At 42.9% G+C, this 25763-nt stretch carries 25 protein-coding genes and 2 pseudogenes; 9 read left to right on the top strand and 18 right to left on the bottom strand.

The genetic code is table 11. The annotated features are described in order from the left end of the window. The 3 genes and pseudogenes from FPZ43_RS19555 to FPZ43_RS12710 all read right to left on the bottom strand — a co-directional run. Nucleotides 1-153, bottom strand: a pseudogene (locus tag FPZ43_RS19555) (glucosamine-6-phosphate deaminase); the annotation flags it as partial. Between the two features lie 204 nt (nucleotides 154-357). Then, entirely contained in the window at nucleotides 358-1521 is a 1164-nt protein-coding gene (locus FPZ43_RS12705; protein ID WP_146382309.1) for a trans-sulfuration enzyme family protein, read from the bottom strand. A gap of 3 nt (nucleotides 1522-1524) precedes the next feature. After that, the gene (locus FPZ43_RS12710; RefSeq protein WP_146382310.1) at nucleotides 1525-2868 is read right to left on the bottom strand and encodes an APC family permease; all 1344 of its coding nucleotides are present in this window, start codon (nucleotides 2866-2868) and stop codon (nucleotides 1525-1527) included. A gap of 212 nt (nucleotides 2869-3080) precedes the next feature. Between FPZ43_RS12710 and FPZ43_RS12715 the strand changes: the two genes are divergently transcribed. From FPZ43_RS12715 to FPZ43_RS12730, 4 genes are all read left to right on the top strand, one after another. After that, nucleotides 3081-3653 (top strand): hypothetical protein, encoded by a 573-nt coding sequence (locus FPZ43_RS12715; RefSeq protein WP_146382311.1) that lies wholly within the window; start codon nucleotides 3081-3083, stop codon nucleotides 3651-3653. A 102-nt stretch (nucleotides 3654-3755) separates the two neighbouring features. Continuing rightward, complete coding sequence (locus FPZ43_RS12720) at nucleotides 3756-5651, top strand: DNA topoisomerase IV subunit B (protein ID WP_146382312.1); 1896 nt, start codon at nucleotides 3756-3758, stop codon at nucleotides 5649-5651. Between the two features lie 127 nt (nucleotides 5652-5778). Then, on the top strand, nucleotides 5779-6273 hold the full coding sequence (locus FPZ43_RS12725) for a cytidine deaminase family protein (RefSeq protein WP_146382313.1): 495 nt from the start codon (nucleotides 5779-5781) through the stop codon (nucleotides 6271-6273). After that, on the top strand, nucleotides 6270-6929 hold the full coding sequence (locus FPZ43_RS12730) for a GDSL-type esterase/lipase family protein (protein WP_146382314.1): 660 nt from the start codon (nucleotides 6270-6272) through the stop codon (nucleotides 6927-6929). Before FPZ43_RS12725 ends, FPZ43_RS12730 begins: the two co-directional genes overlap by 4 nt. A 65-nt stretch (nucleotides 6930-6994) precedes the next feature. On the opposite strand, the gene FPZ43_RS12735 is transcribed toward FPZ43_RS12730, so the two are convergent. Beyond that, nucleotides 6995-7429: a nuclear transport factor 2 family protein gene (locus FPZ43_RS12735; RefSeq protein ID WP_146382315.1), complete on the bottom strand. Its 435-nt coding sequence runs from the start codon at nucleotides 7427-7429 to the stop codon at nucleotides 6995-6997. A 142-nt stretch (nucleotides 7430-7571) separates the two neighbouring features. Between FPZ43_RS12735 and FPZ43_RS12740 the strand changes: the two genes are divergently transcribed. Beyond that, on the top strand, nucleotides 7572-8084 hold the full coding sequence (locus FPZ43_RS12740) for a YdeI/OmpD-associated family protein (RefSeq protein WP_146382576.1): 513 nt from the start codon (nucleotides 7572-7574) through the stop codon (nucleotides 8082-8084). A 4-nt stretch (nucleotides 8085-8088) separates the two neighbouring features. Here the strand turns inward: FPZ43_RS12740 and FPZ43_RS12745 are convergent, their stop codons facing one another. After that, nucleotides 8089-8688 (bottom strand): hypothetical protein, encoded by a 600-nt coding sequence (locus FPZ43_RS12745; protein WP_146382316.1) that lies wholly within the window; start codon nucleotides 8686-8688, stop codon nucleotides 8089-8091. 184 nt (nucleotides 8689-8872) lie between these two features. Between FPZ43_RS12745 and FPZ43_RS12750 the strand changes: the two genes are divergently transcribed. Together FPZ43_RS12750 and FPZ43_RS12755 are read left to right on the top strand one after the other, a co-directional pair. Then, entirely contained in the window at nucleotides 8873-11704 is a 2832-nt protein-coding gene (locus FPZ43_RS12750) for a DNA gyrase/topoisomerase IV subunit A (RefSeq protein ID WP_146382317.1), read from the top strand. A gap of 13 nt (nucleotides 11705-11717) precedes the next feature. Beyond that, the gene (locus FPZ43_RS12755) at nucleotides 11718-13571 is read left to right on the top strand and encodes a glycoside hydrolase family 35 protein (protein WP_146382318.1); all 1854 of its coding nucleotides are present in this window, start codon (nucleotides 11718-11720) and stop codon (nucleotides 13569-13571) included. A gap of 74 nt (nucleotides 13572-13645) precedes the next feature. Here the strand turns inward: FPZ43_RS12755 and FPZ43_RS12760 are convergent, their stop codons facing one another. From FPZ43_RS12760 to msrA, 4 genes are all read right to left on the bottom strand, one after another. Beyond that, on the bottom strand, nucleotides 13646-13984 hold the full coding sequence (locus FPZ43_RS12760) for a hypothetical protein (RefSeq protein ID WP_146382319.1): 339 nt from the start codon (nucleotides 13982-13984) through the stop codon (nucleotides 13646-13648). A gap of 77 nt (nucleotides 13985-14061) precedes the next feature. After that, on the bottom strand, nucleotides 14062-14928 hold the full coding sequence (locus FPZ43_RS12765; RefSeq protein ID WP_146382320.1) for an aldose 1-epimerase family protein: 867 nt from the start codon (nucleotides 14926-14928) through the stop codon (nucleotides 14062-14064). A 29-nt stretch (nucleotides 14929-14957) separates the two neighbouring features. Beyond that, nucleotides 14958-15770: a 5'-nucleotidase, lipoprotein e(P4) family gene (locus FPZ43_RS12770; protein ID WP_146382321.1), complete on the bottom strand. Its 813-nt coding sequence runs from the start codon at nucleotides 15768-15770 to the stop codon at nucleotides 14958-14960. Between the two features lie 13 nt (nucleotides 15771-15783). Further along, on the bottom strand, nucleotides 15784-16329 hold the full coding sequence (gene msrA / locus FPZ43_RS12775) for a peptide-methionine (S)-S-oxide reductase MsrA (RefSeq protein WP_146382322.1): 546 nt from the start codon (nucleotides 16327-16329) through the stop codon (nucleotides 15784-15786). Between the two features lie 113 nt (nucleotides 16330-16442). Between msrA and FPZ43_RS12780 the strand changes: the two genes are divergently transcribed. Further along, nucleotides 16443-16769 (top strand): DoxX family membrane protein, encoded by a 327-nt coding sequence (locus FPZ43_RS12780; protein WP_146382323.1) that lies wholly within the window; start codon nucleotides 16443-16445, stop codon nucleotides 16767-16769. 45 nt (nucleotides 16770-16814) lie between these two features. On the opposite strand, the pseudogene FPZ43_RS12785 reads toward FPZ43_RS12780, so the two are convergent. The 3 genes and pseudogenes from FPZ43_RS12785 to bshC form a co-directional block, all read right to left on the bottom strand. After that, a pseudogene (locus tag FPZ43_RS12785) lies at nucleotides 16815-17914 on the bottom strand (Ldh family oxidoreductase). Between the two features lie 192 nt (nucleotides 17915-18106). Beyond that, nucleotides 18107-19261, bottom strand: a complete 1155-nt coding sequence (locus FPZ43_RS12790) for a TlpA disulfide reductase family protein (RefSeq protein WP_146382324.1) — start codon at nucleotides 19259-19261, stop codon at nucleotides 18107-18109. Between the two features lie 136 nt (nucleotides 19262-19397). Then, the gene (bshC, locus tag FPZ43_RS12795) at nucleotides 19398-21002 is read right to left on the bottom strand and encodes a bacillithiol biosynthesis cysteine-adding enzyme BshC (RefSeq protein ID WP_146382325.1); all 1605 of its coding nucleotides are present in this window, start codon (nucleotides 21000-21002) and stop codon (nucleotides 19398-19400) included. Between the two features lie 191 nt (nucleotides 21003-21193). Between bshC and FPZ43_RS12800 the strand changes: the two genes are divergently transcribed. Beyond that, nucleotides 21194-21862, top strand: a complete 669-nt coding sequence (locus tag FPZ43_RS12800; RefSeq protein WP_146382326.1) for a hypothetical protein — start codon at nucleotides 21194-21196, stop codon at nucleotides 21860-21862. A gap of 60 nt (nucleotides 21863-21922) precedes the next feature. Here the strand turns inward: FPZ43_RS12800 and rimO are convergent, their stop codons facing one another. The 6 genes from rimO to rpmB all read right to left on the bottom strand — a co-directional run bounded on the left by rimO (nucleotide 21923) and on the right by rpmB (nucleotide 25563). Continuing rightward, nucleotides 21923-23254: a 30S ribosomal protein S12 methylthiotransferase RimO gene (rimO, locus tag FPZ43_RS12805; RefSeq protein ID WP_146382327.1), complete on the bottom strand. Its 1332-nt coding sequence runs from the start codon at nucleotides 23252-23254 to the stop codon at nucleotides 21923-21925. Nucleotides 23255-23295: 41 nt separating this feature from the next. Beyond that, complete coding sequence (locus FPZ43_RS12810) at nucleotides 23296-23670, bottom strand: GxxExxY protein (RefSeq protein WP_146382328.1); 375 nt, start codon at nucleotides 23668-23670, stop codon at nucleotides 23296-23298. Nucleotides 23671-23703: 33 nt separating this feature from the next. Then, the gene (gene ftsY, locus FPZ43_RS12815) at nucleotides 23704-24669 is read right to left on the bottom strand and encodes a signal recognition particle-docking protein FtsY (protein WP_146382329.1); all 966 of its coding nucleotides are present in this window, start codon (nucleotides 24667-24669) and stop codon (nucleotides 23704-23706) included. A gap of 175 nt (nucleotides 24670-24844) precedes the next feature. After that, the gene (locus tag FPZ43_RS12820; protein ID WP_146382330.1) at nucleotides 24845-25003 is read right to left on the bottom strand and encodes a DUF4295 domain-containing protein; all 159 of its coding nucleotides are present in this window, start codon (nucleotides 25001-25003) and stop codon (nucleotides 24845-24847) included. A gap of 73 nt (nucleotides 25004-25076) precedes the next feature. Continuing rightward, on the bottom strand, nucleotides 25077-25259 hold the full coding sequence (gene rpmG, locus FPZ43_RS12825) for a 50S ribosomal protein L33 (RefSeq protein ID WP_022830075.1): 183 nt from the start codon (nucleotides 25257-25259) through the stop codon (nucleotides 25077-25079). A 70-nt stretch (nucleotides 25260-25329) separates the two neighbouring features. Next, a complete protein-coding gene (rpmB, locus tag FPZ43_RS12830) occupies nucleotides 25330-25563 on the bottom strand; it encodes a 50S ribosomal protein L28 (protein ID WP_146382331.1) in 234 nt (77 codons plus the stop codon). Nucleotides 25564-25763 lie beyond the last annotated feature (200 nt).

A 25763-nucleotide genomic window follows, 5' to 3' on the forward strand; every position in this document is an offset into this window, starting at 1 on the left:
GCCCAGTACTGCGGGCTTGCCTTGTGCCTGTTTGCTGCGGATCAGCGCTGCTATGCGCCCCGCTACTGCCAGTGAGGCCGTCTGCTGATCGGCATATACCGTTACCGGCAGCTTCTCATAACGCGTCTCTTCCAATAAATTTAATCTTGCCATATGTATGTTAAATAGAATCAGGTTTTTAATAATTGGCTGCAAAAAAAATCCCCACCGAAGCGAGGATTTACCAACCAATTAACTATAAAAATTAAACCCCTTACGCAGGGAGAACCAAAATGCTTTTGTAAATGATTGTCTATTAATCATTAAAACAAACTTAATAAACCAAATGGTAAAAAACAAAATACTTATTAAAAAAATTTAAAAAGATAGGTTTAAGCTTCGTTTAAGGTCATTTATTAAATACTCAGGTTCCTCCAGCCCGACATAAACCCGGATTAATTGGTGGCGAAAGTTGCCGATGTCATAATCAGTCTTGGCAATGCCGGCAATAGCTGGTATAACCAGGCTTTCATGGCCGCCCCATGAAACAGCCATAAGGATATGCTTTAGATTATTGCAAAATGCTTCAATCTTTGGTAGTGTCGAATCTTTCAACGTAAAGCTAAACAGACCACCGCAACCTGTCATTTGCTGGCGGGCCAAATCAGCTTGTTTAAAGTCGCCATCAAAGGGCCAAAGTACTTTATCTACCTGCGGTTGCTGCTTAAGCCAGGCTATAACTTTACCGGTACTTTCAAAACTGCGTTGCAACCGGAGCGGTAGCGTGCGCAAGCCCCTTATAAGCAGCCATGCCGAGTGCGGCGATAGGCTGGCACCTGTATTCATAAACTCATGATCGAAGATTTTTTTAATCAAAGCCTTGCTGCCCGTAAGAATGCCCGCTACAACATCAGAATGCCCGCCAATATATTTGGTGGCCGACTGTGCCACGAGGTCGATACCCAACTTGGCAGGCTGCTGAAAAAGCGGCGTGCAGTAGCTGTTGTCGATCATGGTTATGATGCCATGTTGTTTTGCCAGTACGGCCACAGCTTGCAAGTCCTGCAGATCGTAACTAAAAGTGTTAGGACTTTCCAGGTAAATGAGCCGGGTATTTGGCCGTAGGGCAAACTCAAAATTTTCGGTTTTAGTGCCGTCAACAAAAGTGGTTTCAATACCGAATTTTGCCAGGAAGTTTTTGAAAAGCTTAACCGTCCAGCTATATGGATTGTCAACCGATATTATATGATCGCCCTGTTTAAGTAAGGCTAACACGGGTACGGTAATGGCCGCAATGCCGCTGCTAAATACCAATGCATCTTCGGCACCATCAAGCGCAGCCAATTTTTGGCGCAAAATATTCAGCGTGGGGTTATTACCACGCGAGTAAAGGTTGGCCTCAAACTCATCGCCCAGAGCATTCCGGAAATCATCAACAGTATTAAAAGTAAAATTACTGCTTTGAATAATGGGCGGGGCAACGGCGTTAAAATAGCTGCCGCGTTCTTCGCCCAGCTCATTTATGATGTATGAAATATCCATTAGTTAATTATCGGGTGAGGCTGTCTTTTTGTTGCGTGCGCCGATGTAATAAATACCCAGGCCAAGCACGTAAGCGGCAAGGCACCATAGGGCGGCGTAAGGATCATCTTTAAAAGTGATGAAGATATTAATGGTAACAAACCAATAAGCTATGATGAATACCAGGGGGATAAGCGGAAACAACTTTATCGTGTAGATATTACTGGTATCCATATCCCTGGTTTTTTTGCGGAGGATAAAAATGGCTACTGCCGCTAATGATAGGCCAATGGTATCAAAAAACATTACATATTTAAGCATTTCGCTAAACGAGCCTACAAAGAAAAGGATAACTAATGCCGCGGCTACAAAAAAGCTCATGCCAAACTCCTGTACTTGCGTGCGCTGGTTTACGCGCTTAAATATGGATGGCAAGATGCCATCTTCGGCCATTGCATAGTACACGCGCGGGTTGGCCAAAATGTTTACATTAACATAGGCCAGCACCGATACAAACATTAATATAGATGTTATTTTGTAGCCTGTTGCGCCGAAAATAACCCCTGCCAAATGTGCTGCCAGCGTACGGGTTTGCTGCAGTCCGCCCAAGCCTAACACGGCATAGTAGGCGTAATTAATAGCCAAGTACAATACAATTACGGTGCCTATACCTACAAATACCGCCTTAGGAATATTGCGCTTGGCATCGATAATGTCACCACCAAAATTGATAGTTTGCTGATACCCGCCATAGGTGAAAAACACTGCAACCAGGCTAAGGCCAAAAGCCGTAACCATGTTGTAGTTTGCAGGCAGGGCAGCTATGGCAGCTTTAGGTGTAGCGTCACTTTTAAAAATGGCGGTGCATAAAATCAAAATAGCAACCACCTTAAAAATGCTGAGCACATTTTGCGCACGTGCGCTAAGCTTTATACCTAAAAAGTTTATAACATATAGCACCAAAACGGTTGCTATGGTGGTGAGCTTGGTGCCCGTTGCGTTTTGAAAGCTGGCCGGCAGTAAAATGGGGTTGATGTATTCGGCACCCAATAATGCCACCGCCGCAACAGATGCAGCATTACTGATAACCAGCACCCAATTGATCATAAAAGCAAATGCCGGGTGGTAGCAATATGAGAACACCTTATAAAAACCACCGGTGGCAGGGTAGCGCGCACCTATTTCGGCAAAGGTAAGTGCACCACACAGGGTAACAACGCCGCCAAATATCCAGGCGCCAAAAAATATCCAGGTATTGCCGGCCTTTACGGCAACATCGCTGGGGCTGCCAAATATACCCATGCCAATTACCAGGCTTATAACAATCATGCTCAAATCAAACCGGGTTAGCCGTGGTTGTATGCTCATTTATACGCTACGTTTATTTTTAAATTTAAATTTTAATTGTAAAACCGAAGTATTAAATTCGGTAATTAGTTTTACATCTGCCCTAATTTCCAAAAAACTACTTGAAGCAATTTAAGCAAATAATTACAACCCTCGTGCTGTTGTTTTGCGCCGCTACGCTGTGGGCTCAAAACAAGAAGCAGGCACCTAAAATCAATGGTCGGGTAAAAATTATGAAAGTTGCTGCACAAAATAACAAACCGCAGCAGCCGGGCGCACGGCTAAAAGCTTTTAAAGAACTTGCAGAACAGGCTAGCCTGACTTTTACCTTTCCGGCCGGTTTCAGGGAAACGGTTGTACCCAATAACGAAGACTTTTCTTTCGACTATGGTATGGAGCTGCCCGGTAAGGAATTTGAAATATGGTTCCAGGTGCGGTCGCAAAAAGAGAACTGGGCAAGCTATGAAAAGAACCGTGATGATGACAAAGCTGAACTGGCCAACCCCGACTCCCTATACCTTGGTCTTGGTAATGCAACGGCTATCGCCCTTACAGGCGAAACTAACTTTTTTACCCGTACCATACCGGCCAATCTTACCGCGCGCTATAATGCAGATGGCGGCCGATCGTACTTGTTAAACCTGCTGGATAGGAAAGTTACCAAGCGGTATAAATATGCATTGTTGGTGACCCTGCAAAAAGATCATATTGGTACCGTGCTTGCCGTTTGTTTCAGCAATGAAAAAGGCCCCGACTTTTTTAAGTATGTAACCCAGGCCAGTACTTGCCTAAAGTTTAAAGAGTAATATTTAATGTTAATAAGTTGACACATTTAAACACGATTTTAGATGTGGAACTTTATTTTTGCAAATGGGGCGTATCGCAACCCCGCGAAACAGGATTGATATATGGCAGAGAATATAAATTATAACGACGATAGTATCCGCTCGCTCGACTGGAAAGAACACATCCGCTTAAGGCCGGGTATGTACATTGGTAAATTGGGCGATGGCTCCGCCTATGACGATGGCGTATATGTTTTGCTGAAAGAGATTGTAGATAACTCGATTGATGAGTTTGTGATGGGTGCGGGCAGAACTATCGACATTAACATGAGCGACCACAAGGTTGCTGTGCGCGATTATGGCCGTGGCATACCGTTAGGTAAAGTAATTGATTGCGTATCCAAGATAAATACCGGTGGTAAGTACGACAGCAAGGCCTTCCAAAAGTCGGTAGGTTTAAATGGTGTAGGTACCAAGGCGGTAAATGCCTTGTCTACTTCCTTTACCGTGCAAAGCTACCGCGATGGCCGAACCAAAATAGCCGAGTTTGCCAAAGGCAAACTGGTACGCGACGAGCCCGAAAAAGAAACTTCGCAGCGTAACGGTACTGCCATCAACTTTTACCCGGACGATTCGATATTTCGCCACTACCGTTTTATACCGGAGTTTGTGGAAAATATGATATGGAACTATGTTTTCCTGAACTCGGGCCTTACCATTAATTTCAACAACCAGAAATATTTTTCGGAGCGTGGACTTTATGATCTGCTTTCCCGTAATGCCGATACCGAAAACTTGCGCTATCCTATCATTCACCTTAAAGGAACAGATATCGAAATAGCCATGACGCACGGTCAAGCATACGGCGAGGAATATTATTCATTTGTTAATGGCCAGCATACCACGCAGGGCGGTACGCACCAGGCAGCCTTTCGCGAAGCTGTTGTAAAAACCATTAAGGAGTTTTACGGGAAGGATTTTGAAGCAACAGACATCCGCGCGTCTATTGTAGCTGCTATCGCGGTGAAGGTGCAAGAGCCAGTTTTCGAGTCGCAAACTAAAACTAAACTGGGTTCGCAAAATGTTGGTCCGGATGGGCCAAGCGTGCGCACTTTTATTGGCGATTTTGTAAAGCGCGAACTTGATAATTACCTGCATAAAAATCAGGCAACTGCTGACGCGTTAAAAGCAAGGATTCTGCAATCTGAAAGGGAACGAAAAGACATTGCCGGTATTAAAAAATTGGCTAATGATCGTGCAAAAAAAGCGTCGTTACACAACCGCAAGCTGCGCGATTGTAAGCTTCATTTTGATGATAACCACGAACGCAGGCAGGATACCACGCTTTTTATAACCGAGGGCGATTCGGCCAGCGGCTCCATCACAAAATCGCGTGATGTGATGACGCAGGCAGTGTTTAGCCTGAAGGGTAAGCCGCTTAACTGCTTTGGCCTTACCAAAAAGGTGGTTTACGAAAACGAAGAGTTTAACCTGTTGCAGCACGCCCTAAATATTGAAGACGGCATTGATGCCCTGCGCTATAACAACATAGTAATAGCAACAGATGCTGATGTTGATGGGATGCACATCCGTTTGCTGCTGATGACCTTCTTTTTGCAGTTCTTCCCTGACTTGGTGAAAGCCGGTCACGTATCTATTTTGCAAACGCCGCTATTCAGGGTGCGCAACAAAAAGGAAACTATTTATTGCTACAGCGATGAAGAACGCCGCAACGCCATTGCCAAACTGGGCAACAAGCCCGAGATAACTCGCTTTAAAGGGCTGGGAGAGATATCGCCAGATGAGTTTGGATTGTTTATTGGTAAAGATATCCGCCTTGATCCGGTGATATTAAAGGGTGCCGATATTAAAGGCCTGTTAGAATACTTCATGGGCAAGAATACCCCAACCCGTCAGCAACATATTGTAAATAACCTGCGGGTTGAGAAAGACGACGAAACCGTGAATCCGCTCATAGCTGAAAACTTAACAGAAGAGGAGTTGCCGGTAGCGGTGTAAACCCAATACATTATTTTTTCAAAGGAGACGCAAGGTATTGTGTCTCCTTTTTGTTTAGGGCTACTGTTGCTAATTAAATATAATTCCGCTATCTTGTATCCCCCTCTTTTTCAGGAGAGTTAAGTAAATGACAGAACACGAAATTAAAATAGCTTTTACCGAATACAACGCATTTGATGAATTAGTGCAGGCTGATAAAAACCTGTGCCTTGAAGCCGAAAAAGCTTTGGCTACCTCACATTCCCCTTATTCAAAATTTAGGGTAGGCGTGGCACTGCAATTGCAAAGCGGTAAAATACTCCATGCCAGTAACCAGGAAAATGTTGCTTACCCATCGGGCCTTTGTGCCGAGCGTGTTGCGATTTTTAACTGGGGAGCCAATCATAAAAATGATCCCGTTATTAGCATGGCGGTTACTGCGCAGACCGATGAATTTGAGTTGCTTAAGCCTATTACATCATGCGGCTCGTGCCTGCAGGTAATGGCCGAGTGCGAAAAAATGCAAAACCAGTCGCTAAGGGTATTGTTATACTGCATAAATGGCCCTGTTTGGGTAATAAATAATATACAAAGCATGTTGCCGTTTATGTTTTTTGAAGAGCGTTTAACACATACCGCATGAAACTAAAACTAATAATACTATTTATACTGGGTACAGCCGCTATATCTGCAAAGGCGCAAACCGGTTTCCCTTTTGATAATGAGATCCGCGATTTTAAAAAGCAGGATAGCATTAGCATGCCGCCAAAAAACGGCATCCTGTTTATAGGCAGCTCGTCTATTCGTAAATGGACCGATCTTGAACAGCGCTTTAGCGATAAACCTATAATCAGGCGTGGGGTAGGCGGTAGTACGCTTGAGCAATTGGTAGATTATTATACGTCATATATCCTACTGCCCTATAAGCCAAAAAAGGTATTTATTTACGCAGGTGAAAATGATATAGCTGCCGGTAAAAGTGGCGTATTTGTAGCGCAAGAGTTTACAAAACTATGGGCTATGCTGGAGCAGAAATTGCCCAAGGCCGAAATCTATTTCATGTCGGTTAAGCCCAGCCCAAGTCGTGCTAAATATGACGACCAAGTACGTGCGGCTAACAGGCTGATAAAAATATTTTTGTTAAGCAGGGGAAACGGGCATTTTATTGATGTATCAACCACCATTCTTGATCCGGTAACTTCAAAGCCCGACCCTGGATTATTCGAGAAGGATATGCTGCACCTTAACAGTCGCGGGTACGACAGGTGGCAGGCCGTATTGCAACCATATGTAAACTAAAAAAGGCTCCCCGTTTATGGGGAGCCTTTTCAACACTTAAACACTAACTTAACTATATAGAAGGACTATTTAAAAACGCTGTACACTTTGGTAATTTTCCAGCCGTTGCCGGTATTGGCAATGGTTAAATAATTGCTGCGTACAAAGTTGTCATATTGCATATCAACACGTATTACGGCAGCATCGTCATTACTTTCTACAATACTGGTGCTGGTTGTGCAAGCCTGAGATACATTCTTACCTTTCTGCATATACTGCATCATTTCTTTTTTATCGAAATTTAAAACCTGCTTGCCGCGCAGCATACTAAACCTGGCCGATTTGTCGAGCACGTCGTTAAAGCCGTCAAGTTTACCGCGCGTCATGGCGTTTACGTACGTATTAACGGCGTAGGTTTTGGTAAGTCCGTCGTTTTTATCAATAATGGCAGTTGCGTTAACCGATGTGCCGCATACTACTAAAAGGGCAAGGCCTAAAACAATTGATTTGATAGTTTTCATGGTATTTTTATTTTGTGGTTTTTAATAAATTTATATCTATAAGATGCAGGTGCGCATCGCTTCGTTACACCGTTTTGGCTCAAATTGAACGATTTAACAATCTTTTAACATTTGCACCCAACTGATGTATATTTGTTTACTCATGGTTGATTTTAACACCATTATTTTACAGGTTTCCGAGCCGGGAGATAAGAAAGGCTGGAGTTACATTGAGTTGCCGGCAGATTTAGCTCAAGATTTGCTGCCTGGAAATAAGCAAGCTTTCAGGGTAAAAGGTAAATTGGATGAAGTTGCGGTGAGCGGCTTATCGGCTATGCCTATGGGTAATGGTAACTTTTTGTTAGCAATAAAGCAACAGATAAGAAAGGCGTTGCGGAAAGAGGCAGGCGCTATGTTACGTGTAAGTCTGGCGCATGATAAGGATTTTAAGATCGAAGCTCCCGATGACCTGCTCGATTGCCTCGGGGACGAACCACAAGCCCTGGCATTTTTTAATAGCCTGAGTAAATCTCACAGGGGCTATTTTATAAAGTGGATAAACGATGCCAAGACCGAGCAAACCCGCGCCAACCGCATTGCTGCAACCATAAACGCAACCGCCCGCCATATGGATTACGGTGCAATGCTAAGGGAGTTGAAAAAGCTGAGGGAATAATTAGTTAAGACTTAAAGGTGTTTCCCCAAGATGTAATATCGAATTGAATTTTAAGGTTCAAATTATTAAGTAAGGTGATGCATTGCTCACTCAGGATGATCGAACCCAGCATTTGATTCCTTCCATGAAAGTCCATGACAACATGAAGGTAATATGTTACAGCGTAAGATAGGCCAAGTAACTTTTCTTGATGGCTTTTAAGAATCAATAAAAGTTTAAGAATTTTATCTTCAAATTCATCGGGTTCCGGGTTGGGTTCGAATACTACATAACTTAACTTAGCTCCATCATTTATGTTGTCTTCAAAGTGCCAGTGGGTGGTGTAGCCAACAATGTCTAAATCTTCAAATATTTGTTTAGCAGTTAAGGTTGTAGACGTCGCTTTCAGAAACACAGAATTACGAGACTCTGTGATAATCCCCGTAATGTCATTACTACTAACATTAATGTACAAGGCAAATGCAAAGTATTCGCCTTGTATTGGAACATAAGCTATAATAACCCCCTCTTTGTTGACTTTTTCTCTGTCTATTCGTTCAATTTTTATTTGGTTACCGTCGTAAATCGGTTGATGTATATCAAGGTACTGCTCTGTAGTGGCCAAGGTCGGTGATCCAAACTCTCTGTTCACCAAGTCGGAAATTCTTTATCAGTCATTAAATATTTTTTGATCTGCAGATTTATTAGATGCCAACTTAATGTAATTATGCAAAACATCAAAGCCATTTAAACTGGTAAAGTAAGCCCGGATGCTTATATTTACCAATCCGTAATTTTTTGAGTAACTAATGAGCGACGATCTGAGTAATAACGATTTGCCCGAAAATATCGAAGAAAATAAGCTTCAAAACGTAACTTCTCTTAATGGCCTGTATGAAAACTGGTTTCTCGACTATGCTTCGTACGTGATACTTGACCGTGCCGTACCCCACATTAACGATGGTTTAAAGCCGGTACAGCGCCGCATATTGCATTCCCTTAAGGAAATGGACGACGGGCGTTTTAATAAGGCCGCCAACGTTATTGGTAACACCATGAAGTACCACCCGCATGGCGACGCTTCTATTGGTGATGCAATGGTACAGATAGGGCAGAAGAACCTGCTGATAGATTGCCAGGGCAACTGGGGCGACCCTGTAACAGGCGACTCGGCCGCTGCACCGCGTTACATCGAAGCCAGGTTATCAAAGTTTGCGCTCGATGTGGTGTTTAACCCCGATACTACCGTTTGGCAAGCCAGTTATGACGGGCGTAACCGGGAGCCAATTACTTTACCGGTAAAGTTCCCGCTGTTGCTTGCCCAGGGAGCCGAAGGTATAGCAGTAGGTTTGGCAACCAAGATTTTGCCGCATAATTTTATCGAGCTGATTGATGCATCCATAGGGGTACTACAGGGCGTAAGGCCTAACCTTGTGCCCGACTTTACCATGGGCGGCATGGCCGATACTACAAACTACAATGAGGGCCAGCGCGGCGGCAAGGTACGCGTGCGTGCCAAAATCATGGAGCGCGATAAAAAGACGCTTGTAATAACCGAGATACCATTCTCGACCACAACAGGCGGACTTATTGATAGTGTAATATCTGCCAATGATAAGGGCAAGATCAAGATCAAGAAGATTGAGGATAATACGGCTCAGAGTGTCGAGATCGTAGTGCACCTTGCGCCGGGCATATCTCCTGATGTTACCATTGATGCCTTGTATGCTTTTACCGATTGCGAGGTATCTATATCGCCAAACACCTGCGTAATACAGGATGACAAGCCTCGCTTTATGAGCGTAAACGATATGCTTACCGAGAGTACGCATTTCACCAAAGCGCTTTTAAAACAGGAGCTGGAAATAAGGTTGAAGGAGCTGATGGAGAAGATTTTCTTCAGCAGCCTTCTAAAAATATTTATCCAGGAGGGGATGTATAAGCATCCGGATTATGAAAGTTCTTCAGACTTTGAGACTGTAGTAGCTGTGCTCAACCGTTTGTTCGAGCCGTTTTTTGCACAGTTTTACCGCCCTATAACCAACGAGGATTATAAAAGGCTTATTGATAAGCCAATGAGCAGCATTACCCGTTTTGATGTGAAGAAAACGGATGAGCAGATCAAAAATCTGGAGCAGGAAATTAAACAGGTTAAGCACCACCTTAAGCACCTTACCGATTACACTATTGCCTGGTTCGAAAAACTAAAAGAGAAGTACGGCAAGGGCCGCGAACGTAAAACCGAACTGCGCACTTTTGACAGGGTGGAAGCTGCACAGGTTGCGCTGGCCAACGTTAAGCTATATGTAAATAAGGTTGACGGCTTTATTGGTTCGGGCCTTAAAAAGGATGATAACGTTGAACTGGTTGGAGACTGCTCTGATATTGACGATATTATTGTGTTCCGTAACGATGGGCGCTTTATTGTAACTAAGGTTCAGGATAAGGTTTTTGTAGGTAAGGATATTCAACATGTTGCCGTCTTCAAGAAAAACGATGAGCGCACCGTTTACAACATGATTTACAAAGACGGTCAGACAGGGGTTGCCTACATCAAACGTTTCTCGGTTACAGGTATCACCCGTGACAAGGAGTACGACCTTACGAAAGGTACCAAGGGCTCGAAAATGATTTACTTTACGGCCAATCCCAATGGCGAGGCCGAGGTGGTGAACGTGCAGCTAAAGCCTCATTCAAAACTGAAGAAATTGAATTTTGATGAGGACTTTGCCACAATTGCCATCAAGGGCCGTGGCTCTATGGGTAATATCGTTACAAAATATCCTATCAAAAAAATTGTGCTGAAAAGCAAGGGCGTATCAACCCTGGCCGGGCGCAAAATATGGTATGATGATATCTTAAAACGCCTTAATGCCGATAGCCGGGGCAAATATCTTGGCGAGTTTGATGGCGACGATCGTGTACTTACCGTAATGAGCAACGGTATATATGAGCTTACCAGTTTTGACCTGAACAACCACTTTGATGACAAGATGATACTGATAGAAAAGTATGATCCGGCCAAGGTGTTTGCCGTTGTGCATTATGATGGTAAGAGTAAAAACTACATGGTTAAGCGTTTCTTGTTCGAGAATACGGTTATAGGTAAACAAACCAGCATCATTAGTGAGGAGGCTGGCTCGAAGCTAATCATCATAAGTGGCGCTGCGCAGCCGGTTGTAAAGGTTGAGCAACTGAAAGGCAAGGCATTGGTTGAGGAAATGGCCGAAATTAATCTTACCGACCTTATAGACATAAAGGGAATGAAGGCTATGGGTAATCGCCTGTCGGTACATCAAGTTAAGTCGGTTGAGTTAATTGCCGAGCATGATGATGAAGAAGATGTGCCGGACCCTGCCCCTGATTCTGTAGAGGATACGGAGATCATCATAACAGGCGAGGAGAAGGCTACTACAGATGAAGCACCTTTGGCCAGCACTAAGCCACAATCTGAAGCGTCAAATTCCGTTAGTGATACAGCGGTAAATGAAAAATCACAGGAACTCTCACAGTCCGCTGATGCTGCGTTGAAGTCGGTGCAATCATCTTCCCAACCTGTGCCATCCAAAAAAATAGATTTGGAGATCACCAACCCCGATGATATCGACATGGATGATAAGGGCCAGTTGGGCCTGTTTTAACGGAGAAAAAAAAATGCTGAAGCGATTATTACTTTGCTGTTCCCTGTTCTTTAGTTTGATCAACACGGTAACGGCACAAACTACCGAACATACCTTCGCACTTGGCGATAGCACATTTTTGCTTGACGGCAAGCCGCTGCAAATGATATCGGGCGAAATGCATTGTGCCCGTATACCGCGCGAATACTGGCGCGAACGTATGAAAATGGCTAAGGCCATGGGATTGAATACTATTGGCACTTACGTTTTTTGGAACGCCCATGAGCCGGTACAGGGCAAGTACGATTTTAGCGGTAACAATGATATTGCCGAATTTGTACGCATAGCAAAAGAGGAAGGCCTATGGGTAATTATGCGCCCGAGCCCCTATGCCTGCGCCGAATGGGAGTTTGGCGGATACCCCTGGTGGTTGCTGAAAGACAAAAACATGAAAGTGCGCAGTAAAGATCCAGCCTTTATAAACGCCTACCGTAACTATATGATGCAACTGGGTAAGCAACTTGCCCCGCTGCAGGTAACGCATGGCGGCAATATCCTAATGGTGCAGATAGAAAACGAGTACGGCAGCTACAGCAACGATAAAGAATACCTTGATTTAAACCAAAAGATTTTTCGCGAGGCAGGCTTTGACGGTTTGCTGTTTACCTGCGATGGCGCAACGCAAATGCCTGCCGGTTATTTGCCGGGCCACTTGCCCGCTGTTAACGGCGAGGATGATCCGGGCAAGGTTAAGCAACTCATTAACAAATACCACAATGGCAAGGGACCTTACTACATTGCCGAGTGGTACCCAGGTTGGTTTGATAGCTGGGGTAAACACCATAGCGGCAGCAATGCTGATAACGACGCCAAAAAGCTTGATGCAGTATTGGCAGCGGGTATATCCATTAATATGTATATGTTTCATGGTGGTACCACGCGCGATTTTATGAATGGCGCCAACATGAGCAAAACCGAGCCTTATTCGCCACAGACAGCCAGCTATGATTATGATGCCCCGTTAGACGAGTCGGGCAACCCCACGGCTAAATTTTTTAAGTTTAGAGAGGTTATTGGCAAACACTTGCCTCCTGGTGTAACATTGCCGCCTGTGCCCGAAAAAAAGAAGCGTACCATAGCGCTTGAAGCTATTAAAGTAAGCGGTGTTGCAAATATATTCAGCAACTTACCAAAGCCGGTAGAGGCTGATAAGCCAGTGAACTTTGAAGACCTTGACCAAGGGTATGGCTATGTACTTTACCGCACAACTTTGCCAAGTGCTGTAAACGGCTTGTTAAAAATTAAAGAGCTACGCGACTATGCTACGGTATATTTGAATGGCAAACGCATCAGTATTTTGGATCGCCGGCTTAAACAGGATTCGGTCCAGTTAAACAGCCCCACAGCCAACAGCGTATTGGATATTTTGGTAGAAAATAACGGGCGGATAAATTACGGTCCTTATCTGATTGATAACCACAAAGGCATTACAGAGAAAGTAACTATCAACGGGCAGGAACTCTTCGGCTGGAAGATGTACCAATTCCCGCTGTCAACAACAGCAGGCTTTAGGTTTTTGCCGCAACAGGCAGGAGATGTTGATCAGCCGGCCCTTTACCGCGGAACATTTGCCTTACGCACTACCGGCGATACCTATTTAGATATGCACGGCTTTGGTAAAGGCGTGGTATTTTTAAATGGCCATAACCTGGGTAAATATTGGCAAATAGGCCCAACCCAAACCATATACGTCCCTGCCGGATGGTTGAAGAAAGGTATTAATGAAGTAATAGTGTTTGATGAGTTGGGCGGAGACCATAAAGATATATCTACATTGGATCATCCTGTATTAAGCGAATTATTACCATCGGCAGCTCCGGTAAAATAGAAGTGCAAGTACACAAAATAAAAAAGGTTGCCTGCGGTACGCAGGCAACCTTTTTTATAAATACTGATGGCTGATTATAAAATCAGGATCAATACCAAGATGATGATGATAATAGCACCAACTGAAAGGTAAACGCCGCCGCCACCCATTGCCTGAGCTTCGTGTTTAAGGCTTTTCAATTCAGATTTCAATTCTTTTTTCTCAGCTTTGTTCAAGCCAGATTTATCCATTGCTTTGATCTCTTCAACGCGTTGTTTGATCTCAGCAACACGAGCATCTTTCTGCTCTTGTGTCATGTTAGCTGCAGCTTCTTTAAAAGCTTTCTTGTCGTCGTTAAAGGTTGCTGCGTTGCTGTTAAAAGCTGCTACCGTAAGCAGCATGGTCATTGCGATTAGATAAATTTTCTTTTTCATAGTTTTAATATGTAAGTTTCATCAATTAATCATTAAACCAACGTAAATGTTTTAAAAAAGTTAAAAAACAACCTGGCTTAAATGCTGATGTAATACGATGCCTCGAAAACATGGCCCACATCAACCTTTTGTATAGCCTCTTTTGCTGAAATATCCGTTGGGCCTGATGCGCTGTCGGCACAGCCCAACCATGGTTCGATGCATAAAAAGTTTGCACCTGGCTTATTCCATAATCCCAGATAGTTAAAATGCGGAAACTCTACAGAAAGTGTCCTGTCGTGCTTATCGCTTTTTATTGTTACCATCCTCGATCTGATATTTTTAAAAACCAATGCATCAGCTGCAAATAAGTCTGCTGTTAAGTGAAGCTTTTTGTCGAGCGTTGGCACCGGGTGAGTTTCGCCTGTAAATGTACCCTGGGCGGATAGCAAATGTGTATGCAGTTCTTCCTGCATCTCAAACTTTAAATAATAGTCTTCAAACTTTTCGCCTTCATTAAACGGCACGTTAAACGCAGGATGCCCGCCTACAGAAAAGTAAACGCGTTTATCATCGCGGTTAATAACCTTGTACGTTACGCGCAAGGCATTGTCTATCAGCATATACAAAACCTGGAAATCAAATTTATAAGGATAGACCTCAAGCGTTAGTGGCGAGTATGGTAACGAGAAGCTGGCATGTGCATCGTCTGCATCAACCGTTATAAAATCGGTTTGGCGTGCAAAGCCGTGCCTTTTCATAGGGTACTTTTGCCCGTCAACTATCAGCTCGTCATTGTTAAGCTGGCCAACTATAGGGAAAAGGTTAGGTGCGTGGTAAGCCCAAACATCGGGGTTGGCCTGCCACATTTGCTCAAAGCCGGTTGCTTTATCTATTAACGAGGATAGCTGCGCTCCTTTAGGATCAATAGCAGCCTTTAAAAATTCATTTTCGAGGATAATCATAGGTGGTGGATTGTTGGTAGAATAGTATTTTATTGCTTATCTGTTTTAACCTTACTATTGATAATACTGTCCTTTTGTGCTTGGGTAAGCTTGTAGTTGAAGTTAAATAACGCGCTTTCAAAGTCGCCGTATGCAGGGTTTGGCAGAACTATAAACTTTTTACCAAACTGTTCGCGTAGCTGCACAGTAACATCGTTCCGTTTTCCTTCGGCTGGCTTATTTTCATACAGCATGTCAAAGTCCGGCAGGTTATCGCCGCAAAGTAATACGATATTATGCGTTTTAAGTACCTGTAAACGGCGACTTTCCTTGCTTGATGTTGTTTGGCGCAACTGCAGGTGCTCGTTATCGGCGTTAGGTAAATTATACTTTTGCAGGTTTTTTAGCGTCGCAGCACGTTCATCCTCGTCGCGGTTGGTTATATAAAATACGGTAACACCTTTTGATGCTGCATACTTAAAAAATGCCGGCGCTCCGGGTACGGTGTCTGCTTCGGCTTTTGCTGTCCATGCTTTCCATGTTTTTGCATCAAAGTCAAGATTAGCAGACGCACGCATGGCGTCATAAGGGCTGTTATCAAGCACGGTTTCGTCAATATCTGTAACTACGGCAAGGGGTTTTTGCCCCGGGTTTTTTAAAGCTTCATCCAACCGTAATTTGGCTATATTGTAAGCCTGGTAGCAAAGCGCCTTATATTCTGCCGACCGTTGCTGCCAAATTGAAGCCCATAATTTGCCGCCATTGGTGATAGATGGGTTTGTATTTGCAACAGGTTTGGTAGATGAGCAGGCTGCCAAAAACAGGCCTCCAGTAACGGCTAAAACTAATACTGACTTTTTCATTGGGGCTGTATTGTTATAATAACTCCGGCTTTATTTGCGCCGTAAATGTTTTAGCGAACTTAGTTAATTTAGGCTGTATCACAAAAACGCAGTAAGGCTTCATCTGGTTATCGGTGTAGTAGTTTTGGTGATTTTCTTCTGCCTTGTAAAAATCACCAGCAGGTGTAATTTCGGTAACGATAGGTTGATCGAATACTTTTTCCTCAGTCAGTTTTCTGATCATCGCCTCTGCATGGCGTTGCTGCTCCGGGTTATGGTAAAAGATGGCCGAGCGATACTGGTTGCCCACATCATTACCTTGTTTGTTTAAAGTTGTAGGGTCATGCGTTTTAAAAAATATAAGCAGTAAATCGTCTAGGCTAATTTCGTCGGCATCAAATTCAATTTGCGTTACTTCGGCATGGCCGGTTTTTCCCATACATACTTCATCATAAGTTGGGCTTTGTTTGTGGCCGCCCATATAACCCGATGTAACAGACAATACACCTTTAAGCGACTGAAACACAGCCTCGGTACACCAAAAGCAGCCCGCACCAAGCGTTATTTTTTTAATGTTCATATAAAATTGATAACGAACGGTTTATGTGTTTGGTTTATTGAAACTGTGAACGTAACTTTATTTTATTGCTACAGTTGCAATACCTAAGTTGACCCCTAAAACACCTTTATTACATGAAAGCTATCGCGTTGACCTCCCGCATGCTGCTTGGCCTTATTTTCCTGATTTTCGGCCTCGATTTCTTCCTTCATTTCGATTCGTTATTAAACCTTCCCGGACTAAACCGGCAGGCCGACACTTATCTTAACGGACTTACCCGTGCCGAGTATTTTTTCCCGATTCTTAAAATAATTGAAATTGCCGGCGGGCTTGGCCTAATCATTAACCGTTATACTGCTATGTTTGTGGCGGGCCTGTTACCGGTTACACTCAATATATTTCTGTTTGATTTGTTTTTGGGTAAACCGCTGCTGCCACTCGGAGCTACAATGCTGTTTTAAACATTGTGTTGATTTACGCCTACCGCAAGTATTATAAGTTTTTGTTTACCCTTGCACCGGCCGTTTAACCCTCGCTGAGAGGGCCAGACCGAATTTCTCGGCGAGTTCATTCAGGTCTTCAATAACGGCCTGCTGTAATGTGATGCCGTTTTGCAGATGATACTCCTCTGCTGCTAACTCAGGCTCGCCGGGGATGATCATCTTTTGCGCAGGGTCGATTGTGGTGGCAGATTTAAATCGGCTGATCCATGCGTCCATGTCGGCCTTAAAGTCAGCAACCGGCCTGAAGCCATCTACACGCATGGCACCTAAGAAATGGCCGATGCCCTTGCCGGGCGAGTTTGCGGGCGGCTCCAAAAACGATACAAAAGGGGCACCCAGGGCCCAAAGCCTGCACCGGATAATACGCCAGATAAAATATCTACAGTTGCCGAAAGCCCGAACCCTTTGTGGCTGCCATGCTCGCGATCGCTGCCCAGGGGTAACAGTGCGCCACCTGCTTTTAAGGCGTGTGGGTTGGTGGTATAGTTGCCCTGCTGGTCCTGTATCCAGCCTTCAGGCACTTGCTCGCCTTTGCGCTGTGCTATCTCCAGTTTGCCATTGGCCGCTGCCGATGTAGCCATATCCACAACTACAGTCGGATAATTCCCCGCAGGGAATGCATAACACATAGGGTTTGTACCCAATAAACGTTCGTTAGAAAATGTTGGCGCAACCAAAGGGCTTGCGTTTGTCATGGCAAAGCCTATCATATCCTTTTCTACAGCCATAAGCGCGTGGTAACCTGCAATACCAAAATGGTTGGAGTTGCGTACCGATACCCAGCCGGAGCCATATTTTTCGGCCTTCTCCATTGCCACCTGCATGGCAAACGGCGCTACCACAAGCCCAAGCCCTGCATCGCCATCGACGGTCGCTGTTGTAGCCGTTTCATGTACGATTTGGATGTTAGGAGTAGGGTTGATGCGCTGCTTCTCCCACAGCCGCACATAGCCGCTAAGCCGCGCCACACCATGCGATTCGATGCCCCTAAGGTCCGACTTCAACAAAACATCCGCCGCCAAAACGGCGTGTGCATCACTGCAGCCTATACACAGGAATATATTTTGTGTAAATGTGCGGAGGGTGGACTGGGGGATTGGCATGATGATATAAGTTTTGTTATTTAAACTACAAAATAGAGCCTTTAGACAGATCGCAACAGAAAGGATATGGATGACTGAGTCTGCTATAGTGAAAATCTGAATTGATCAATTGTAACTTAAATTGTCACAGAACATAGAAATCGTCGTGGGTGAGAAGACGTAAATGGTATATTCGAATACTTTTGATCCCGTCTACTTCAATATATTTTCTACTTTGTCGGCGATTAATTTTTCGTTGTCTGACGTTAGTATAATCTCTCCTTTCTGATTAATGAGCACGTAGTAGGGAAAAGCTTGTACATGATAAAGTTCGCTTGCGCTGTTTTTTGAATCAATCTTATAATTTTTATCAATAACCTGCGGCCATGGCATTTTTTCTATATCAAGGGCTTTTGTCCAGTTATCCCACTTTGCATCGCCTGATATGCCTACGACCTCCAGTCCTTTAGGATGGTATTTGGCGTATAGCCTTTTCATGTCGGGGATATTTGCGCGGCAGGGTTTGCACCAACTCGCCCAAAAATCGAGTAACACCAAAGATCCTCGGGTGGAAGATAATTTTAGGTTTTGTTTATTCCTTTTCAATAAGGTAAAGTCCGGCGCCCGTTTACCAGCCTGAAGTTGTTCCAGTTTTGACAACTCAGTATTCAGCCGCTGATAATATAATGAAGCCTTAGCCGGACCGGTGAATTGAGCCAATTTTGGCGCTAAATAAGATGCCGAACGCTCACCTGCTTCACGATAAAAATCCGCAAACACATAAATACCACCAACAGAGGCAGAGTTCTGGCTGATAAAGTTTTCTGTCCAATGCTTCACATTTTGAGGCAGTACGTTGCGTAATGAGTCGATTTGTTTAATGATTTTTGCTGCAGAATCCTTTTTTGCCAACCTCATATTTTTGGTTAGAATAAAGAACTCAATCAATCCCGTTTCCTTTAAATAGCGTTCGTAAACGTCAGCCATTGGTGACCCGGTTTGGGTAATATGCCAGATTATTGGATAATCTTTACCATCTGCTAACTGATACTGAGCACCTGTGGTATCGATTTCCAACGTGCTGTGAGGGGCATCTATAAAAACCTGGAAAGTCCAGTTTCCTGGTTTAATCATAAAAGGTTTTCGTTCTTGTGCTCCTGAATTGCCGCTTATTGTAAATTTTCCATTAAGAATTTCCGCGCTGTCTATAGGTTTGGAATCATAGCCAAGGTGATAAATTTTTCCAGAGTTTATACCTCTGATTTTCCCTTCAATAGTGTATGCGTTTTTTTCTCCATTCTGTGCTTTAGCTTGAAAGCTAATAAAGCAAATAATCAGCCATAAGGCAAATTTTAGATTTCTATTCATGGGAATTGCATTGATTTAGATTATTACAATATCGCCAAATTTTAGGGAAATTAATGTATAAAAGATGCTTCGTTCCTCAGCATGACAGTAGATTTATATAAAACGAGGCCAAATGTGAATAAAACAAAACAGGAACTTACTCCGTCAACACTGTAAACTTAAAATCAAGCGGCTCAAAGTTGCGGATGAGTTCATCTATAAATAAATGGCCCCATTTAACGTAGCTCAGGCCGAAATTTTCACTGCGTTCCTGCAAGCTATTTTTGGGGAATATGTCCTGTTTAATTTGTTCTATTTGCTCCAGGCGGGTTTCATAATTGCGTTTCTCGGCTTTTACCAGCTTTTTTTCGAAGTTATCCAAGGCATGCTTCAGGCGAGCCTGCACAGCCATGGCAGATACGCTAAGTGTGCTGTCGATTTTATGTGCTCGCAATTTAATCTTCTCAAATGTGCGTTCAAATTCGCGCCACTCTTCGGTAAGTGTAAGGTCGTGATCGCTATGCTTTTTTACCCAGGCATTCTTGATCTCATCCGTGCTTTTAAAGATATCGGCAGGGCTAAGCTCCATACTGTTGATTTTTGCAGCAGTTTCTTTTTTTATTACCAAACCAGAATTACGAAGTATCAGGATTGGAAAATCAATACCATATTGATCGAAATTGGATTTCAGTTCCAGCCAGTAAACCACCTCGGCACCACCGCCTATGTAGGCAATGTTGGGTAAAATGCATTCCTGGTAAAGCGGGCGCATAACAACGTTGGGGCTAAATCGTTCGGGCGTACTTGCTATTTCCTGCTTCAATTCAGCTTCGCTAAAGCTTATATCGGTATTCATTACCAGGTAACGGTCGTTCTCGAAAACCAAGCGTTCGCGCAGGTTATCCTTCAGGTAAAAAAAGTTTATTTCGCGTGGGTTTACCTGTATGTGCACGCCAAGGTTTTGCAATTGCGCATTTACAGCAGATATATTTTTAAAGCTATTCTGCTCAATAATGTCGCGCTCCATAATAGGGGCAAACTCTTGTTTGAGGCGATGGTCGTCGGCATCAATAATTACCAAACCATAGCGGCCAAATATGGCGTTAACAAGGTAGCGGGTAGCATCGGCCAGTTTCTCAAATTTGGTATAGGCGGTTTCAACCATTTCGCCCAACTCTTCCGAGTAGCCGTCGATACCTAAAACACCCTTGTATTGGTTGATGGCCTGGCGCATGGTATCCGGGTTGATACGACCCGTAGCACCGGAAGCTTCGTACCACCAGTGTACTTTTTTACCGCCTATGTTGGTGTAGTTGATCTCGGCAAAGTCGTGATCTTCTGACGCCATCCAGTAAACAGGCACAAAGTTTTTATCCGGGAAGTTTTCCTTCAATTGGCCAGCCAGCTTAATGGCGGTAACAATCTTATAAATGAAATAAAGCGGACCTGTAAATATATTAAGCTGATGGCCTGTAGTAATTGTAAAGGTATCATCAGACGACAGCAGATCGATATTTTGTTTAATAATTGCTGCCGAATCCAACTCCGGATGGCCTGTATTACCAAAATACTGTTCGTTTAATACCTGGGTTAGTAGCGGGCGGTTAGCAACTACCTTTTTATGTTTGAACAGATCGGCAAAGCCCTGCATGGTAGGGCGATGGCTGTAAAAAGATTTAAGCTCCGGCACATCGTCAAGGTAATCAATTACCGTTTGCGAAAAGTATCCGGTGTCTTTATAGTCGATACAGGCTGCATCCATATTGTAATATCAATATTAAAGTCTGAAGCGAAAATACGTCAAACCCGTTTAATAGTGAGTGCCGAATTTAGATGTTAAAATCCTATTAACAACATGGTGCAACCTTAAAGGGTTTTATTTTACAATTTGTCCATAAAGACTTTTGAAAAATAAATTGAGAACATTAGCTTTAAGCCCTTAAACCATTTCACATGAAATTTTCTTTTACATTCTTTTTTTTATTACTCCTTGCCATTATATCTAAGCACGCTCATTCTCAAAGCCGGGTAGATGCCGCCTTGCTCAAATTAGATAGTGTTTCTCAAGATATTCCTAATGTAAAGTCTTGGATTTTTGTCCCAGCAACCGGAAAATGGGATGGCGATGGGGGGATTCCCAAGTTTGTCAGATGGGCCGTATTTACCCACAAAGGTCAAAAATACCACGCCTTTATTTATCGAAAAATTTCTGGCTTTTATAAATACCCACATATTAAAGAGGGCTACACAAACACCTTTTATGCAAATTTTATAATTTTTAAAGAGAAAGAATTTCAAGATATTATAAATAAGCTAAATAATAAAAGCGGAAAAAATATCAATATAAAATCATACAATAATGGATCTGTTTTTATATCTGCTATTGATAGTTTCAATGAAGCAACGGGTGATGTATTTTTAAAAGCTTTGACTGATGTAATGAACAAGTCAATATTTAGTAAAAGGAACGAAATTTTTCCGCTGAATTCTCAGACAGTTGATGGTGTAGATGTAGTAAGATTCGGGATGCCTGCTAACCCGGAAACTGAGGATTATTCTATTAAAACGGCTTACTATGAGGCGCCATTTTCGGACTTCATAAACACAATGATTATGAAGTAGCTAATAAAAAAAAGCTCAACCAACTGGTTGAGCTTTTTACTTTTAAAATTTACTTCTTTCCTATTTTACAATTTGTCCATAAAGGTCAAAGTCTTCGGCGCTGTTAATTTTTACGTTAACAAAACTGCCCACTGCTGCATAGTTTATGCTGGCATCAATCAGCACTTCGTTGTCAACTTCGGGCGAGTCATATTCGGTACGGCCTACAAAGTAGTTGCCGTCTTTCTTGTCAATCAACACCTTGTAGGTATTCCCGATTTTTTCTTGGTTTTTTTCGAAGGAGATGCCTTGCTGTATCTCCATGATCGCATCGGCACGTTCCTGTTTCACTTCTTCGGGCACATCATCGATGAGTGTATGGGCGTGGGTTTTCTCCTCGTGTGAGTAGGTAAAGCAACCCAAGCGGTCAAACCTGGTATCCTCAACCCATTGCGCCATTTCTTCAAAGTCCTGCTGGGTTTCACCAGGATAACCGGTAATCAGCGTGGTGCGCATGGCTATGTTTGGTACACGGTCGCGTATCTCGTTAACCACATCAATGGTTTTTTGCTTGGTTAAGCCACGGCGCATAGATTTTAGCATATTATCTGTAATGTGCTGTAAAGGCATATCCAGGTACTTGCAAATGTTATCACGCTCGTTCATCACATCAAGCACTTCCATCGGGAAACCTGAAGGGTAGGCGTATTGCATACGGATCCATTCTACACCATTTACATCGCTCAGGCGTCGTAACAACTCGTCGAGGTTGCGTTTGCCATACAAGTCCAGGCCGTAATAAGTTAAATCCTGCGCAATCAGTATTAATTCTTTTGTTCCGTTGGCCACCAGGCTTTCGGCATTTTTAACCAACTGATCAATCGGTGTACTTACGTGCTTACCACGCATCAATGGGATAGCGCAAAAAGAGCAGGGGCGGTTGCAACCCTCCGCAATTTTAAAATATGCAAAATGCGAAGGTGTTGTGAGTAAGCGTTCGCCAATCAGTTCGTGGCGATAATCAGCACCTATATTTGTGAGAATGTTTTGCAAATCATTTGTGCCGAAGTAAGCATCAACATTGGTTATCTCTGCCTCAAGCTCGGGCTTGTAACGCTCGCTAAGGCAACCGGTAACAATTACTTTGCCTACTTTACCTTGTTCTTTAAGCTCACTGTATTGCAATATAGTATCGATAGATTCCTGCTTGGCATTGTCGATAAAGCCACAGGTATTAATAACTACGATATCGTTTTTGCCAACCTTATCAGCCTCATGCACTACATCATAAGCGTTGCCTTTGAGCTGCCCCATCAGCACTTCGCTATCATATATATTTTTTGAACATCCAAGCGTAACTACGTTTACACGTGGTTTAATCACTGATTTCACTGATTGACTTCGTACTTTCATTGTATAAATTTTGATTCCACTGATAATTGTTAGTGAAATGCTTAGTATGATATTCTTTTTACCTCACAGCTTTCATTACCGAAATTGATAAGAAGGCCTGTTTTAACTTTGCTTGCCCTTAAGTAAGATAGTACCTGATTATGAAATAGCTTTGGTATAAAACCTGTAACTGATTTTAACTCTACAATAACTAAATCTTCTACAAACAAATCACATCTAAATTTGCCTAAAAATTGTTCGTCGAAGTAAACGCTAAACTCTTTCTCTGCCTCAAACTTTAACGCCCGGCTTTTTAGCTGATGTTGAAGTGCCCTAGCATATATCTTTTCATTAAAACCTGGGCCCAATGCCGTGTGTACTTGAAAACAACATCCAATTATTTTCTGAGTTAAGGCATCGTGTTCGAAATTTTCCATGCAATCGGTGGAATCGATCAACAATCAATAAAATCAGTTATTAAACAAACTATTTACAAAGTCTGTGCGGTCAAAAAGCTGGAGGTGGTCCATGCCTTCGCCAACACCTATATATTTAACGGGTATCTTAAACTGATCAGATATACCTATAACAACGCCGCCTTTGGCCGTGCCATCCAATTTGGTAAGAGCTAACGCATTTACGTTGGTAGCCTCGGTAAACTGCTTGCACTGCTCAATAGCATTCTGCCCTGTAGAAGCATCAAGAACCAACAAAATTTCATGCGGTGCGCCGGGTATAACCTTTTGCATCACATTTTTAATTTTGGTAAGCTCGTTCATTAGCCCCACCTTATTATGTAAACGACCGGCAGTATCAATAATTGCCACATCATCTCCATTTGCCACGGCAGAGCGTAAGGTGTCATAAGCTACAGAAGCCGGGTCGCTGCCCATTGCCTGGGCTACCACTTTAACACCAACACGCTCGCCCCAAAGTTTTATTTGATCAACAGCTGCAGCGCGGAAGGTGTCCGCAGCGCCCAGCACCACCTGGTTGCCCGCCTGTTTTAGCTTGTGTGCCAGTTTGCCAATAGTGGTGGTTTTGCCAACGCCGTTAACGCCAACAACCATTATAACATAAGGCTTATGTGTGCCGTACTCAAACGTGCGGAAATCGTTGCTGTTGTTTTCGGCAAGCAGCTTTTGTATCTCGTCCTTTAGCAGGTTGTTAAGCTCGGACGTGCTTACATATTTATCGCGGGCAACGCGGGCCTCTATACGCTCAATAATTTTAAGCGTGGTGCTCACACCAACGTCAGATGTTACTAAAACTTCTTCAAGTTCGTCAAGCACATCATCATCAACGGTTGATTTACCGGCAACTGCTTTAGTGAGCTTCGAAAAAAAGCTATCCTTGGTCTTCTCAAGCCCGGTATCAAGTGCCTGCTGCTCTTGCTGAGTGTTTTCTTTCTTTTTAAAAAAATCGAATAATCCCATGAGTGATCAGAATTTACAGAATTTTAGGATTCTCAGAATTGTATCTGACTCAAAACACAGGGCTTAAAGGATTCTGTAAATTCTCTAATCCTGCAAATTCTGATTCAGATGAATTATAACAAAAAAAGCCCTCTCGTTATCAACAAGACGGCTTTTATATATTTATCAAAAGTGATTACAGTTTACCTGCAATAGCATCTTTAACGTTATCGTTAGGAACGATTTGCTCTTTGAATGAGTAAGCACCGGTACGAGGCGACTTAGTCATGGTAATAACTTTTGAAAACTCTTTACCTTTACCTGTTTTAAGGGTTGCAACTACTTTCTTTGCCATGTTTTTATGTTTTTAATGTTGTAAAGTTATTATAACGATATCACATCGCCAAAACAACCGCGTGTCAACAAAATTATTTAATCTCTTTGTGAACTGTTACTTTGCGCAATACAGGGTTAAATTTCTTCAACTCCAAACGCTCTGTAGTATTCTTTTTGTTTTTGGTGGTAATATAACGAGACATACCTGGCATGCCGCTGGTTTTGTGCTCTGTGCACTCCAATATTACCTGAACCCTGTTACCTTTTTTAGCCATCTTTATATATTTTTATGTGATAGTTTAACCAAGTAAATAGTACTCCTATTCACTTAAAAACCATTCACTATTAAATGTATCCTTTTTTTACAAATTTATTGATACAAGCGCTGATTCCGTTTTTGCTGATAGTTTTAACGGCAGAAGTAGATACTTTTAAAGTAATCCATTTATCTTCCTCAGGAATGTAAAACTTTTTAAGTTTTAGGTTTGGATAGAACTTACGTTTGGTTTTAGCGTTTGAGTTAGAAACGTTATTACCGTTCATGTAGCCTTTTCCTGTTAGATCACAAATTCTTGACATGACAATTGTTTTTTAATATCTCGCTCTTCTCCTAAAAAGAGTTTGCAAATATCAGACATTTAAGTGATAAACGCAATACTGTTTGTGCTAATTTTTCAAGTTTTTTTGATCTCGTGCTAAAATCAGGGTCGAATGTGTAATCCAATAACAGTCACTGCATAATTTATGTTATTCCTTCAAACAAAAAGAGAGCTGCATTG

Origin of the sequence: Mucilaginibacter pallidiroseus, assembly GCF_007846085.1 — a bacterium.
Classification (GTDB): domain Bacteria; phylum Bacteroidota; class Bacteroidia; order Sphingobacteriales; family Sphingobacteriaceae; genus Mucilaginibacter; species Mucilaginibacter pallidiroseus.

Excerpts from the sequence above, each read along its gene's own strand:
- msrA (WP_146382322.1), bottom strand. The coding sequence starts at position 16,329 with ATGAACATTAAAAAAATAACGCTTGGTGCGGGCTGCTTTTGGTGTACC.
- ftsY (WP_146382329.1), bottom strand. The coding sequence starts at position 24,669 with ATGGGATTATTCGATTTTTTTAAAAAGAAAGAAAACACTCAGCAAGAG.
- FPZ43_RS12725 (WP_146382313.1), top strand. The coding sequence starts at position 5,779 with ATGACAGAACACGAAATTAAAATAGCTTTTACCGAATACAACGCATTT.
- FPZ43_RS12735 (WP_146382315.1), bottom strand. The coding sequence starts at position 7,429 with ATGAAAACTATCAAATCAATTGTTTTAGGCCTTGCCCTTTTAGTAGTA.
- bshC (WP_146382325.1), bottom strand. The coding sequence starts at position 21,002 with ATGGATGCAGCCTGTATCGACTATAAAGACACCGGATACTTTTCGCAA.
- FPZ43_RS12770 (WP_146382321.1), bottom strand. The coding sequence starts at position 15,770 with ATGAAAAAGTCAGTATTAGTTTTAGCCGTTACTGGAGGCCTGTTTTTG.
- FPZ43_RS12765 (WP_146382320.1), bottom strand. The coding sequence starts at position 14,928 with ATGATTATCCTCGAAAATGAATTTTTAAAGGCTGCTATTGATCCTAAA.
- FPZ43_RS12715 (WP_146382311.1), top strand. The coding sequence starts at position 3,081 with ATGAAAGTTGCTGCACAAAATAACAAACCGCAGCAGCCGGGCGCACGG.
- FPZ43_RS12710 (WP_146382310.1), bottom strand. The coding sequence starts at position 2,868 with ATGAGCATACAACCACGGCTAACCCGGTTTGATTTGAGCATGATTGTT.
- rimO (WP_146382327.1), bottom strand. The coding sequence starts at position 23,254 with ATGAAAGTACGAAGTCAATCAGTGAAATCAGTGATTAAACCACGTGTA.
- FPZ43_RS12810 (WP_146382328.1), bottom strand. The coding sequence starts at position 23,670 with ATGGAAAATTTCGAACACGATGCCTTAACTCAGAAAATAATTGGATGT.
- FPZ43_RS12780 (WP_146382323.1), top strand. The coding sequence starts at position 16,443 with ATGAAAGCTATCGCGTTGACCTCCCGCATGCTGCTTGGCCTTATTTTC.
- FPZ43_RS12705 (WP_146382309.1), bottom strand. The coding sequence starts at position 1,521 with ATGGATATTTCATACATCATAAATGAGCTGGGCGAAGAACGCGGCAGC.
- rpmG (WP_022830075.1), bottom strand. The coding sequence starts at position 25,259 with ATGGCTAAAAAAGGTAACAGGGTTCAGGTAATATTGGAGTGCACAGAG.
- rpmB (WP_146382331.1), bottom strand. The coding sequence starts at position 25,563 with ATGTCAAGAATTTGTGATCTAACAGGAAAAGGCTACATGAACGGTAAT.
- FPZ43_RS12760 (WP_146382319.1), bottom strand. The coding sequence starts at position 13,984 with ATGAAAAAGAAAATTTATCTAATCGCAATGACCATGCTGCTTACGGTA.
- FPZ43_RS12720 (WP_146382312.1), top strand. The coding sequence starts at position 3,756 with ATGGCAGAGAATATAAATTATAACGACGATAGTATCCGCTCGCTCGAC.
- FPZ43_RS12820 (WP_146382330.1), bottom strand. The coding sequence starts at position 25,003 with ATGGCAAAGAAAGTAGTTGCAACCCTTAAAACAGGTAAAGGTAAAGAG.
- FPZ43_RS12755 (WP_146382318.1), top strand. The coding sequence starts at position 11,718 with ATGCTGAAGCGATTATTACTTTGCTGTTCCCTGTTCTTTAGTTTGATC.
- FPZ43_RS12790 (WP_146382324.1), bottom strand. The coding sequence starts at position 19,261 with ATGAATAGAAATCTAAAATTTGCCTTATGGCTGATTATTTGCTTTATT.
- FPZ43_RS12800 (WP_146382326.1), top strand. The coding sequence starts at position 21,194 with ATGAAATTTTCTTTTACATTCTTTTTTTTATTACTCCTTGCCATTATA.
- FPZ43_RS12730 (WP_146382314.1), top strand. The coding sequence starts at position 6,270 with ATGAAACTAAAACTAATAATACTATTTATACTGGGTACAGCCGCTATA.
- FPZ43_RS12750 (WP_146382317.1), top strand. The coding sequence starts at position 8,873 with ATGAGCGACGATCTGAGTAATAACGATTTGCCCGAAAATATCGAAGAA.
- FPZ43_RS12740 (WP_146382576.1), top strand. The coding sequence starts at position 7,572 with ATGGTTGATTTTAACACCATTATTTTACAGGTTTCCGAGCCGGGAGAT.